Source organism: Shewanella sp. H8 (genome assembly GCF_040285065.1).
Taxonomy (GTDB): domain Bacteria; phylum Pseudomonadota; class Gammaproteobacteria; order Enterobacterales; family Shewanellaceae; genus Shewanella; species Shewanella polaris.
In genome coordinates, this window is the sequence record NZ_CP157213.1 from 1,462,752 (window position 1) to 1,476,047 (window position 13,296).

Below are 13,296 nucleotides of genomic sequence, written 5' to 3' on the forward strand. Positions count from 1 at the left end.
ACTTGTGCAGGAATTCGAACCCATAGTGAAGCAAGCAAATATCCCATCAAGTCTCAACTATGTAAAGGGGCGAGTATTAACTCGTCATGCCATTTATCGGCATGGACAGTTAGTGCTTCAATACTATATTAAAACGGCTCAGGGACCAGTACTCGCAGAGCTGTATCACAGTGAAGTGATATGTTTTTGTCGTCAACAAGATGTTAATCAATTAAGTCAAAAAGTCGGTTTTGCCCTTAAGGCTGAGTCGAAATCATTGATGAGCTTTGAGCATGAGCCTATTAGTGCCTTGTATCTTAAATCAAATACGCAATTAAAATTACTCAGTCGCATTGCTAATGATATCGGGATTACTTTATTTGAAGCCGATATAAGGCCTGAACAACGTTATCTTATCGAACGGTTTATTGCCTTAGATATAGAGTGCTCAGGGTACTATCAAGATAGTAATCCAACTTCAACAATTTCTTTATTAGAGATTAATCGGGCTAGAAAAATACCCGCCAACGAACCTGTTGATATTCCTTTGAAGATGGTTTCACTGGATTTTGAGTGTAGTTTTGCTGGTGAACTTTATTCGGTCGGTTTGTATGGAACAGATTATCAATGCGTAATTATGGTGGGCGAACCACAAGCACAATGCCATGAGTTCATTATTTGGGTTAAGGATGAAGTTGAGCTTATACAGAGATTAATTGCATGGTTTAGCGACTATGACCCCGATATTATCGTCGGTTGGGCGGTGGTGACCTTTGACTTAGCCTTGCTGTATAAACGCTGCGTATTACATCAAATCCCATTAACCATCGGCCGAGGTGATACTGAACTGAGCTGGAAAGTGGCTGACAAATATCGGCCTGAAACCTTATCTTTACCTGGACGGGTAGTACTGGATGGTATTGATTGGCTTAAAGCGGCATTTTATCAATTTGATAGTTTCTCATTAGAGTCTGTTTCGCGGCACTTATTAGCCGAAGGGAAAGCCATAGAACATGTTGAAAATCGTGGACAAGAAATTACTCATTTATTTGAAACAGACAAAAATGCACTGGCTTTTTATAACCTTACGGACTGTCGTTTGGTGTGGGATATTTTTGAAAAAACACAATTATTAGATTTTGCCCTTGAGCGAGCCAAGTTAACCGGCTTAGAGTTTGGTCGTGTTGGCGCATCTATTGCCGCATTTTATCATTTGTATCTACCTCATTTACATCGAAGTGGCTTTGTTGCGCCAGCCCATCTCGCTAGTCAGGGGCTTGAGAGCCCCGGCGGATATGTTATGTCATCTATCCCAGGCTACTATAAAGATGTTTTGGTATTAGATTTTAAAAGCTTGTATCCGTCGATTATCAGAACATTTCTTATCGATCCCAAAGGTTTAGTTGAAGGTTTGCACGCCAGTAGTTGTAATGTTGATAACACTACTGTAGATGGATATTTAGGCGCCAAATTCAGTCGGAACAAGCCTATTTTACCAGCGTTAATTGCAAGTTTAGCGGAACAACGTGAGCGGGCGAAACGAGATAAAAATGCACCTCTATCACAAGCAATAAAAATTATTATGAACTCCTTATATGGTGTATTAGGCTCTCGAGGTTGTGTTTTTCATGATGCAAAACTAGCCAGTTCTATTACCATGCGCGGTCATCAGATAATGAAACTGACTAAACAATGGATAGAAGAGTGTGGTTATCAAGTGATTTATGGCGATACCGATTCTACATTTGTGTGGTTAGGGGATAATCATGGAATTAACGACATTCAAGCGATTGGTGAATACTTGTCGACATTGATTACCCAACGCTGGCTTGAATGGTGTGCAGATGAATATCAATTAGACAGCTATCTAGAACTCGAATTTGAAACCCATTTCGAACAATTTATTATGCCGACGCTAAGAGGTTCAGATGAAGGCAGTAAAAAACGCTATGTCGGTGCGGTATTAAACGACGCTCAACAATTAAAACTGACGTTTAAAGGGATGGAGCAGGTGAGAAGTGATTGGAGCCCTATCGCGCGGAGAATGCAATATCATTTATATGAACTGTTTTTCAAGGGCGAGGATGTCATTGATTATTTGAGCAATGAGCTAGCGGCAATTAAAAGTGGCGCTAGAGATAATGAGCTTATTTTCAAAAAGCGATTAAGGCGAAATGTTGAAGATTACACCGCTAAATCATCCCCTCATGTAAAAGCGGCCAAACAGCTTGCTCAACTTCTGGATGACGTAAACGTTACTCGTAAAGGTCAACAAATTAAATACGTTATGACGTTGACTGGCGCACAGGCAATTGAAGCAAAACCACAGAATATCGATTATGAATATTACATTAGTAAACAAATTCAACCCATCGCAGAGCCCATCTTGCAACTATGTGGTCAGAGTTTCGATGCGCTAGTAAACAATCAAATGATGCTACTGTAAAAAAAACAAAATAATAAGCCAAAGTTGTTCGTATTTTTTATGCATTAATTTATTTTAAAGGGAGGTGGCATTATACATTTCCAGATAGCATTTTTACCTGTCTCATATCCCCTAAATTTAATATTCATAGCCTTTAAATTCCATTCATTACAGTTAACGGAATCCTTGCCTAAACTAAGATAACTAACTGAGCTTATCTGATGATTTCCAGTTAAAGGTTAAAACTAATAACTGAACCATGTGTAGATAAAATTTAAGGTATTGAGCAATTCTTAATGTTTGAAATTAACCTTTTATGTTAAGGAGAAGTTAATAGTAAGGGCTGGGTAAAAAATAGATTTAAAACAATAAATTATTTTTACACTCTAGGTTGTATAAAATATGTAACCAATAATAATTGACTTAATAGCTTGTATTTAAAAGTTTAATTTATTATTGAGTGTTTTTTCACAACACTAAAATCTTTTACATCTGGTTAACTTTTATGCATGTGTAATTTCAAAGTGTTGATTAGTTGTTTTAAATGTGATTTTATTGCATCTGTAATTGAGAGGTTGTAATGCATTTGTGTTGCATTTTTCTCATTTAACAGACGCCTATAATGGCCGTCATTATTATAAGAAAGATATAAAAAAATCCAGGGAGATAGACAATGCATAAGAACGTATTAGCTAAATCAGTGCGATTAGCACTGATCAGTGGTGCAGCCGCGGCAGCATTCGCTTCACCAGCAGTTTTTGCTGCTGATGAAGATGGCGAAAAAGTAGAACGTATAGAGGTAACTGGTTCGCGTATTAAGCAAGTTGATATGGAGAATGCGTCACCTGTTACGGTTTTGACCGCAGAAGATATTAAATTAACTGGTGAGTCGACAATTGCAGATGTATTGAATAATTCATCTGTTAACAGTTTTGGTTCATGGCGTGGAACATCAGGCTATGGTTCTGGTGCTGCCGCAACAAGTAGTGTCCAAATGCGTGGTTTGGATGCCAAATATACATTGGTATTATTAGATGGTCGTCGCATGCCTGGTACTAGCTCTAGCTCAGGCGCTGCAGCTGATACGTCTAGAATTCCAATGGCAATTGTTGAACGCATTGAAATCTTAAGAGAAGGTGCTTCAGCTGTTTATGGTTCAGACGCAGTCGCTGGTGTAATTAACATTATCACTAAAAAAGACTATCAGGGCCTTGATTTTTCTTATGATACTGAGCTGCCAAGTACAGACGGTGGTGATACAAACAGATTTACAGTGGCAACTGGTTACTCAAGTGATAAAGGTAATATTACATTAACATATGAGTACTATAAAGCGGATGCTGTTTGGGATAAAGATATTTGGAAATTTGATGATCCAACTTATTTTGACTATTCATCATATAGTTCAGTACCAAACGGAGTAGGTGATAGTGGATGGATTACCAATCGTGATATGTGTAACCAAGCTCCTAACACGTATGATTTGACTGATAGTGCTGACACTGGACGTTGTCTTTATAGCTATGGCGAAGTAACTAAGTTATTTGGTGATGTAGTTCAAAACTCTGTACTGTCAAATTTTTCATATGAATTAGCTGATAACCTTAAGTTCCGAGGCCGTACAAGCGCTTCACTTTCAGAAACTGAAACACGTTATGCGGGTACTCCAGTATCAACAAATTTACCAACAATGTCAGCCGACAATGCGTATAACCCAACAGGTGAAGACTTAGATCTGTTTATGCGTGGTGCTCAACTTGGCAATCGTGACACCCGCACTGAAATTAACGATATTGATTTCTTTGGTGGTTTAGTTGGTTTTATTGATGTTGGTAATGGTATTGATTGGGAAGTAAATGGCCAACATAGCCGTTCTTCAACGAATTCTTTCAATGAAAACTTAATTAACGATGATATCATTCAAAATCTAATTGATAGTGAAGAGTATGATATTTTTAATACTACTGGCATGAGTTACGGCGATTGGAATAGCCAGATGGAAGATCTTTATGGTCAGGCGGCGCATACTGGTCTATACCAAGCTCGATATGTTAGCTCTCAGGTTGACGGTTTAATTTCTACTCTATTTCTAGACGAGAATGATTTTAGTTTATCTGGTGTTTTCGGTATTGAATATGAAACGGTTGACTTTACTCAAAAGAGTGATCCGCAATCTGCATCAGGACGAGTATCTGGTGGTTCTGGTGGTGATGATGTAAATGCAACTCGAGACCGTACTTCTGCATTTATGGAATTACAAGCAAGCCTACCTTTCAATGTTGATATTAACGCTGCTGTGCGTTACGACAATTATGATCAAGAAGGTGATGTTGGTGAGCAAGTTGTTGCTGGTTCATTTGACAATGTGTCTCCTCAAATAGGTATCGCTTGGCGTCCTGTTGATTCATTGTTAGTTCGTGCTAGTTGGGGTGAGTCTTTCCGCGCTCCTAACATGGGCGAAATGTTCTCTAGTCAAGCATTGAGCTTTGAAACTGCTGACGATAACTTATGGTGTGATGCAGGAACTAACGCAGCCGATGATGCAGTTTACTGTGCCGTTGGTGGTTCACAGCACAAAACATGGTTCGGTGGTAACCCTGATCTGAAGCCTGAAGAAGGTGAATCATTAACTACTGGTGTGGTTTGGAATGCTACTGATAGCTTAGCATTTGAATTGTCATACTATGATTTAACTTTAGATAACCAAATTGCATCTACAACATTAACCCGTTTATTAAAAGATGAAAGTGACAGTGGCTCATCAACTGCAATTATTCGTGACGCAGATGGTAAGATTGATGTTGCTTACAGTTTTGACCGTAATATGGCAAGTTTAGAAACTTCTGGTTTCGATTTTAAAGCATCATATTCAATTGATACTGAGTATGGCGACTTTGGTATTAAAACCGAGCTTGGTTATGTACAAGATTTCAAACAGACATCTGAACCTGGTGAAGCTGCTTTTGATTATGCAGGATTACAAGATTATCCAGAATATCGTGGTAACGTGAATTTAGCGTGGACTTCTGGTGATATGAGTGCTGCATGGACTACTTATTATATTGGTTCACAAGAATCTGGTAATGAAGAGTATGGCACCGATTATCTTGCGGATATTCCTTCGTATTTCAAGCATAACATCCAGTTTTCTTACTACCATGCTTGGAATGGTAAAGTCACACTTGGTGTAAATAACTTGCTAGATGAAGAAGCTCCTTCATGGTATGACGGATCTGTAGGTTGGCGTGATGTGAACACTGGTTTATACGATGTTTTAGGTCGTACAGTGTTCTTCAAAATTCAACAGTCATTCTAAGCCATTGGTTTGAAATAATGTGTTGAACACGGTTGAAATACCGAGTTAAATATATTTATTAAAATAAAAACCCACCTTCCAAGAAGGTGGGTTTTTTTATATATTATGGGCTGATTTATTCAGTTCAAAACCATTAAACATGGTGTTCAATTTTTCCGCTTGAAGTTTCAATTATTTTTTATTGTGTACGAACCGATTTAGATAAGTGTTTTCAGCTCCTGGTTTTTATAGTGCAGTTTTGAATCAATATGAAAATTTTTAGATTGCTAACCATTATCTCATGCCGTCATTACAGCATATCCATATCATGACAGTGATAATTTAAATTATTCAACTACACACCTAATTCAACTTAGAAGACAACGTCAATTTTGTTCTCAAGTTGAGTGTTTAAATCACATCAAGCAAATGAGATGGCCTATTGGTTTTATTTGCCCTAAGTGCAGTTGTGAGCATGGATATGAGCTTACAATTCCTAATGTATATGAATGTACCAATGTCCTAAACAAACATCGGTAACAGCAGATACAATATTCTACGGTAGTCCTATTTCGTTAATTAAGTGGTTATGGACTATCAATTTTTTTAGGCTCATATAAAGAGAGTATTTTGGTATTGAAATTCAGTAAACTCATATAAGTTAATTGGCGCGCTTTATATTAAGTCAACTGGGACCTGTAATAGCTATCGAGACAGTTTATATTGGCTTTTAGGTGTCATTGAAATTGATGATGCCGAGGTAGATGGCAAATGAAAGAGGAAGTGTGGATGTGGCACAGAAGGTAAAACATCTGTTTTAGTTTCCGCAGAAAATAAAAGGGGAAAGAGCAGAATTTATTGCTATGCAAGCAGAGAACAGCGTTTGCCATGATAACGTTGGAAGTTTATTGTAAAGCACTTAGATAAACAGTATGAAGTTCATACCGACGGCTTGCCTGCTTTGAACATTATAGACAAGGCCCAACAATATTAAGCGAGTCTAATACCCTAGGTGCTTATTAATGAATGACTCCCTTGAGTAAATCTTGGGTAAATATTGCCATTGGTAATTTAAAAGCGTTTATGCTTTGAACGTTTCATGGAGTTTCGAGAAAGTATGTTTCTTCAGGAATACTGTAGTGAGTACTATTATCTACTCAATCGCAGACAAACGGGGATGCAAATACTCAATAGGCGGTTAACTAGATATAATCCATACGCTGTACATTCACATTGAGCTAATTATATTGGTATGTATGATTAATTAATTGTTTAGCCAAAATGGCAAATGCAATGGGTAATGTGTTTAAACGAACAGATGAAGATCGGATACAGAAAGACCATTAATGTAAAAATTAGATTAAAATCAATACCTTGATTGGTTTTTGATCATGTTTGATGAGGCGGCAGCTCAAGATTGTGATTTAATACATTTCGTTACTCAATTTTTTAAAACTTGATTATTTTGGCCTGTTACAAAGAAGTTAGAATTTATTGAATTTATTACAGTACAAATGGATACGTTAAGACTAAGATTGACCGAGTTGGTCAATGCAGCATTGGATGAAATTAAATTGGCAAAATTTATTGCTAAGTTTCACGAAAACAATATGATTTTAAATGAACTTAAAGTATTAAATAATGAACAAAATGAAGTCTTAGGTTGGTATTTACATGGTTCAAAATTTGTTTAGTAATGCAAAAAAAGATAAATACAGTGTATTGTTGTATTGTCATTTTTGTTTAACTACATGAATAAAAACAAATAATATTTTTCGCTTAGCATTAAATTACGACACATTTATGTCGAAGACGTTTAATTATTAACCTTTCGTCAACATTGACGACTCTAACTGCTCTTTCCACAAGTTTTTAAACTTTTCAAATGTTGACACAGGTCAACATTTTGTGAAATGATGCCAACGGGTCTGCGCCTTAATCAGCGTAGAAAAGGGAAGAAAAACTAACAATCACAAGAAAAAGACGTACTTAGTGAAATGGTATTGATTAACAAATTTAGATCATGACTGTTTTATCTTAGTTGAACTTTTTAATTCACTTCAAATTGGTTGGGAACTATGTCCAAGGTAAGCAATAGAACAAAAATCGCTACTGCACTTGTTGGCGCTCTGGCTTTAGCTGGTAGCAACTTCGTTGTTGCAGATCCTCTAGCTGACGTACAAAAAGCTGATAGCAGCCTAAATGCTGCTTCTGCTGCGTCGCAAAAGAAAGTCGACAAATATTTTGACCAAGCACAAGACATGCTTTTTGAGTATGGCAGCGTTGCTGATGAGCGTGAATCATTGAAGTCATACAATGATTACGTTGCAGGCTTGGTAGCTGATCAACAAAATTCACTTGATTTAATTCAAACAGATATCAATGGTGTAGATAAACTTCGCCAAGGTGTTGTGCCATTAATGTTTAAAATGGTGGATGCCTTAGAACAGTTTGTAAATTTAGATTTACCTTTTAATTCGGAAGTTCGTCATAACCGAGTTAACAATTTAAAAGATATTCTTAACACTGCAGAAGTTACATTGGCAGAAAAATATCGTCTTATCTTGGATGCATATAGTATCGAGCGTGAGTATGGTAACTTCGTTGCTGTTCATACAGGTAAACTAGATCTAGATGGTAAAGAAGTGCTCGTTGATTTCTTTAACCTAGGTAGAGTGGCACTTTATGCACAAAGCTTAGACCAGAAAATTGCATGGATGTACGATGCCGATGCGAAGTCTTGGAATAAGTTAGACGATAGCTACCTTCGTGACATTACTAAAGGTATCCGCATTGCTCGTAAGCAAGGCGCACTAGACCTATTCGCATTACCAATTCCTGCTGCGGAGACTGCACAATAATGAAGAAGTTAATTACAACAGTGCTATTGGCTGCAACTTTCTCTTTAACAGCTGGTATGGTTTCTGCTGCAGATGCACCAAAAACTATCAGTCAACTGTTACAGCAAGTAAAAGCCGATCGAGCAAGCGAAGGCAAAACTAACGCTAAGCGCGAAAGAGAGTTTCAAGCTGAACGTGGTGACAAAGCAGCATTGCTTAAACGTGAAAAAAATGCTCTCGCTGCTGAAAAGCAACGTGGAAAAGATTTAAACCAAGCATTCTTAGACAACGAGCGTAAAATCGCTCAGTTAGAAGAAGATTTAAAAACAGCTCAAGGTGACTTGGGTGAAATGTTTGGTGTTGTTAAAGGTGAAGCCGGTGATTTTTCTGGTAAATTAGCAGCGTCTAACATCAGTGCTCAGTACCCAGGCCGCGATGCTTTTATTGCTGAACTAGGTGCTCGTAAATCACTACCTAAAATTGAAGAGTTAGAGCAGTTTTGGGAAGCTCAGTTATTTGAAATGGTTCAATCAGGGAAAGTTGTTAAGTTCAATGGTGCGGTAACGGCTATTGATGGCAACGTTATAGACACCCCGATTTATCGTGTTGGACCATTTAACTTAACTGCTCAAGGCAAATATGTTGTTTACAAGCCAGAACTTAACTTAATCCAACAATTATCACAGCAACCTGAAGGTTACCAAGTTAGTGCCGTTGCTGATTGGGAAAAAACCACGTCTGGTGTTGCTCCTTTCTATATTGATCCGGCTCGTGGCGTGTTATTAAACATCTTCACTAACAAAGCTAGCTTAGAAGATCGAATCGAAGCGGGTGGTCCAATTGGTTATATCATTATTGGTCTATTAATATTAGGTGCCATAATCGCTCTTGAGCGTTTAGTCACTCTGACTATTATTAGCGGTAAAGTTAACCGTCAACGTAAAAATATCGATAATCCTGGTAACAATGCTTTAGGTCGTATCCTAAAAGTTTATCAGTCAAACAAAGATGTTGATGTTGAAACGCTTGAGTTGAAACTTGATGAAGCTATCTTAAAAGAAACGCCGGCTTTAGAAGCTCGTATTTCAATCATTAAAGTTATTGCTGCTATTGCTCCTATGATGGGTCTACTAGGTACAGTTACTGGTATGATTGCAACCTTCCAATCAATTCAGTTATTCGGTACTGGTGACCCTAAATTGATGGCTGGTGGTATCTCTATGGCACTTATTACAACTGTGCAGGGTCTTGTTGCTGCGTTGCCTCTAATGTTGTTACACGCAATCGTTGTTGCTCGTAGTAAATCAATTGTTCAAGTTCTTGAAGAGCAAAGTGCTGGTATTATTGCAGAACATGCTGAGAAGAGGGCTGACTAATGATGCTAATCCTGATGGACGTATGGGATTCCGTCAGGGGCTTCATGGCCTCCGGAGGCGATGTTCTCTGGTTGGTTGCAGCTGTGCTATTCCTAATGTGGGTATTAATGCTTGAACGTTACTGGTATCTAAATTGGATATCACCAAAGCAACATCAAGCCGTGATCGCCTCGTGGGAAGCAAGAGAAGAAACAACTTCTTGGCACGCTCACCGTATCCGTGAAGCTTGGGTATCCCAAGCGAAGCAAGATTTGAATGCACGTATGCTGTTAATCAAAACCCTAGTGGCAATTTGTCCAATGATTGGTCTATTAGGGACTGTAACCGGTATGATTTCAGTATTCGATGTGATGGCAGTTCAGGGGACGAGTAATGCTCGTTTAATGGCCGCTGGTATCTCTATGGCCACAATGCCAACAATGGCAGGAATGGTTGCAGCGCTATCGGGTGTTTTCTTTAGCACTCGTTTAGACTCAAAAATGAGAATCAGTTTACAAAAGCTAAAAGACAGCATGCCTCACCACTAGAGAGAGATTGAACATGGCACGTAAGAAGCATTCCACTATGGAAGAGGAAGCGCAAATTGATATGACCCCGATGCTAGACATCGTGTTTATCATGCTGATCTTCTTCATTGTAACAACATCATTTGTTAAGCCTTCAGGCTTAGACTACAACAAGCCTAAAGCGTCACAGGCTACGTCTAAACCATCGGCAAACATTTTTATTGGTGTCAGTAAAACTGGCGTCATTATGATGGAAAACCGTCAGGTTGATATCGAACGTGTAACGGCTAACGTAGAACGTATGCTAGCGGAAGCACCAGAAGCAGCAGTACTTATTCAAGCAGACAAAGACGCTTTACATGGTGTCGTTGTTAAAGTGCTTGATAATGTAAAAGCTGCCGGTATTGACAAAATTTCAATATCAGCGGGGAATGAGTAATATGCTAAGAGCACTCGTATCAATTATCATTGGTGCCGCAGTGACTTTCGGGCTGTTTGCTTTCATGGCTTTCCTAGTCGGCGGCGGTGCACAACGCAACGATGAGTCAGCGGACACACCTGTTATTGAAATTACGATGGATAAACAGGATTCGAAGGCACAGAAAAAACCAAGGGTTACTCCTGAGCCACCTCCACCACCGGAGCAGCCACCTAAGCCGGATACTACTCCGCCTGATTCATCATCTAATATTGACACTAATATGTCGTTCAATATGGGTGGTATCCAAGCGGGCGGACCAAGTACTGGTTTTAAACTCGGTAACATGATGACTCGTGACGGTGATGCGACTCCTATTGTTCGTATTGAGCCTCAGTATCCAATTGCTGCTGCACGTGATGGTAAAGAAGGTTACGTTCAACTGTCTTTTACTATTAACGAACTTGGCGGTGTGGAAGACGTTACTGTCATCAAGGCTGAACCTCGACGAGTATTCGATCGTGAAGCTGTTCGCGCTTTGAAAAAGTGGAAGTACAAACCAAAGATTGTTGATGGCAAACCATTAAAACAACCTGGTATGACAGTTCAATTGGACTTCACATTAGAGAAAGGAGGTAGATAATGCGTATAGTTACTAGTATCGCTACAGCGTTATTACTTTCAGTCTGTGGAAGTGCATTATTGTCTAGCACTGTAGTTGCTGCCGAGAAGTGTGAAATTGATAAACGTCAATCTCGTGCTGTTGGCGCAAGCGCTGCAAAAAAAGTTCAAAAATCTTTTGAAGCATATACTGAAGGTAACTTAGACGAAGCAATTTCAATTTTGCTTGAGGCTAATACTAACAACGATTTCGACAAAGCGTATGTCGACCGTATGTTAGGTAACTTTTATGCTGAAAAAGGTCAGATGAAAACAGCGATAAAGTATTTAAAGACTGCTGTTGATGCTGATATTCTTGGTGGTACAGATCATGCTGCAACAATGCGTTTGTATGCAGATTTATTACTACAAGAGAAACAATTTAAAGAAGCAATTCCATATTATTATAAGTGGATGGAGTTTACCTGTAAGTCTGATGCACAAATGTATCGTCGAATAGGTATTGCCTACACTGAGTTAAAAGAGTGGAATAAAGTACTTCAAGTAGCAGATAAAGGTTTATCTTTATCTGACACACCTGATAAAGGTTTATATCAGATGAAGTTAACCGCTTACTTTAACCAGAAAAAGTACAAAGAAGCCGTTAAAGTGTTAGAAACGATGGTACCTTTGTTCCAAGACGACAAACGTCTCTGGGTTCAGTTAGCTCAGTTTTACTTAATGACTGAAGACTATGATAAATCACTAGCGACATATGATTTAGCATATAAAAATGGCTTTTTAGAGACAGACAGTAACATTACTCGTTTGGCTCAATTGTTAGCACAAAAAGGCTCGCCTTATAAAGCTGCTACCATTTTTGAAAAGCATATAAAGTCAGGTCTAATTGCTGAAAACGCGAAGAGTTTAAAAACTCTAGCTGGTTTTTATCATAATGCTAAAGAGCTAAAAGAAGCTGCTTACTACTATGGTAAAGCTGCCGCAATTAGCAATGAGGGTGATTTGTATTTAAAACAAGGTCGTATTCTTGCTTTAGATCAAAAATACAATGACGCTATACCAGTGCTTAAAAAGGCACTTGATGCGGGTATTGATAACCCTGGTGAAGCTCAGTTTGAGCTAGCTTTAGCATACTTAAGCCTTAAAAAGTACAAGTCTGCTTATAAGCGAGCATTACTTGCCGCTAATGATAAGAAGACAGAACGAAGTGCTAAGAGCTATATTTCTTATATTAAAGATAAAGCTCGGATGCATAACGTAACGCTTTAGTTGTCATCTCGATTAAAAAAAGCCCCTTTATGGGGCTTTTTTATTAGCTTATAAAACCATTTAATCATTTATGTTAACTGACGTGTTGCATTTATATTGCTGTATCGGTTCAAAAGGTTGCAGTTTTTAGAGCATTTTGGGGTGAACTGAGCAAGTTTAATTGTTAGTTTGTGTGTATTTACTGAAGTTTTGTTTCATGTAAAGCAAGGCATGGATACAATGAGAAAATTGTCTGGTGTTGCCCATCATAAAGAATGAGCATCAATATTTTAACATTGATTGATAATCTGCATTAAGGCAAGCATGCGTGTCTAGTCTATAAAACTGAAAGCGCTTCTTCATGCATTTTAAATTAATAATGATAGCCAATGTATCACTAGGTGCAGGATGATCAAAAAGGTTCAATTGCCGCGTGACATCAACTTGACATTTTGAGCATGAATTTGTAATCAATACAGTGTTAATTTTATATTCATGTGTATTGTGTTTGGCTTGTATCAATAACAATGACTAAAAGTTTAATTATCACTTAGCTTTAATGATAACCATAACAAACCAACATATTAC

Annotated in this window: 9 protein-coding genes and 1 pseudogene; all 10 read left to right on the plus strand. The window is 38.2% G+C overall.

Features of this window, described 5'->3' with window-relative positions:
* The first annotated feature begins 25 nt into the window (after positions 1–25).
* The 10 genes and pseudogenes from ABIS04_RS06425 (at position 26) to ABIS04_RS06470 (ending at position 12,729) form a co-directional block, all read left to right on the plus strand.
* Positions 26–2,425, plus strand: a complete 2,400-nt coding sequence (locus tag ABIS04_RS06425) for a DNA polymerase II (protein WP_350432942.1) — start codon at positions 26–28, stop codon at positions 2,423–2,425.
* A gap of 652 nt (positions 2,426–3,077) precedes the next feature.
* The gene (locus ABIS04_RS06430; RefSeq protein WP_350432943.1) at positions 3,078–5,720 is read left to right on the plus strand and encodes a TonB-dependent receptor; all 2,643 of its coding nucleotides are present in this window, start codon (positions 3,078–3,080) and stop codon (positions 5,718–5,720) included.
* A 345-nt stretch (positions 5,721–6,065) separates the two neighbouring features.
* Positions 6,066–6,936 (plus strand): annotated as a pseudogene (locus ABIS04_RS06435) (IS1595 family transposase).
* Positions 6,937–7,234: 298 nt separating this feature from the next.
* Positions 7,235–7,393: a hypothetical protein gene (locus tag ABIS04_RS06440; RefSeq protein ID WP_350432944.1), complete on the plus strand. Its 159-nt coding sequence runs from the start codon at positions 7,235–7,237 to the stop codon at positions 7,391–7,393.
* A gap of 384 nt (positions 7,394–7,777) precedes the next feature.
* On the plus strand, positions 7,778–8,560 hold the full coding sequence (locus ABIS04_RS06445; protein ID WP_140233796.1) for a DUF3450 domain-containing protein: 783 nt from the start codon (positions 7,778–7,780) through the stop codon (positions 8,558–8,560).
* A complete protein-coding gene (locus ABIS04_RS06450) occupies positions 8,560–9,915 on the plus strand; it encodes a MotA/TolQ/ExbB proton channel family protein (RefSeq protein ID WP_140233797.1) in 1,356 nt (451 codons plus the stop codon). Before ABIS04_RS06445 ends, ABIS04_RS06450 begins: the two co-directional genes overlap by 1 nt.
* Entirely contained in the window at positions 9,915–10,442 is a 528-nt protein-coding gene (locus ABIS04_RS06455; RefSeq protein ID WP_137221618.1) for a MotA/TolQ/ExbB proton channel family protein, read from the plus strand. The genes ABIS04_RS06450 and ABIS04_RS06455 overlap by 1 nt, the downstream gene beginning before the upstream one ends.
* A gap of 13 nt (positions 10,443–10,455) precedes the next feature.
* Complete coding sequence (locus tag ABIS04_RS06460; protein ID WP_137221616.1) at positions 10,456–10,860, plus strand: biopolymer transporter ExbD; 405 nt, start codon at positions 10,456–10,458, stop codon at positions 10,858–10,860.
* Between the two features lies 1 nt (position 10,861).
* Positions 10,862–11,482, plus strand: coding sequence for an energy transducer TonB (locus ABIS04_RS06465; RefSeq protein ID WP_140233798.1), 621 nt, complete (start codon positions 10,862–10,864; stop codon positions 11,480–11,482).
* Complete coding sequence (locus tag ABIS04_RS06470; RefSeq protein ID WP_350432945.1) at positions 11,482–12,729, plus strand: tetratricopeptide repeat protein; 1,248 nt, start codon at positions 11,482–11,484, stop codon at positions 12,727–12,729. The genes ABIS04_RS06465 and ABIS04_RS06470 overlap by 1 nt, the downstream gene beginning before the upstream one ends.
* Positions 12,730–13,296 lie beyond the last annotated feature (567 nt).

Excerpts from the sequence above, each read along its gene's own strand:
- ABIS04_RS06430 (WP_350432943.1), top strand. The coding sequence starts at position 3,078 with ATGCATAAGAACGTATTAGCTAAATCAGTGCGATTAGCACTGATCAGT.
- ABIS04_RS06445 (WP_140233796.1), top strand. The coding sequence starts at position 7,778 with ATGTCCAAGGTAAGCAATAGAACAAAAATCGCTACTGCACTTGTTGGC.
- ABIS04_RS06450 (WP_140233797.1), top strand. The coding sequence starts at position 8,560 with ATGAAGAAGTTAATTACAACAGTGCTATTGGCTGCAACTTTCTCTTTA.
- ABIS04_RS06455 (WP_137221618.1), top strand. The coding sequence starts at position 9,915 with ATGATGCTAATCCTGATGGACGTATGGGATTCCGTCAGGGGCTTCATG.
- ABIS04_RS06460 (WP_137221616.1), top strand. The coding sequence starts at position 10,456 with ATGGCACGTAAGAAGCATTCCACTATGGAAGAGGAAGCGCAAATTGAT.
- ABIS04_RS06465 (WP_140233798.1), top strand. The coding sequence starts at position 10,862 with ATGCTAAGAGCACTCGTATCAATTATCATTGGTGCCGCAGTGACTTTC.
- ABIS04_RS06470 (WP_350432945.1), top strand. The coding sequence starts at position 11,482 with ATGCGTATAGTTACTAGTATCGCTACAGCGTTATTACTTTCAGTCTGT.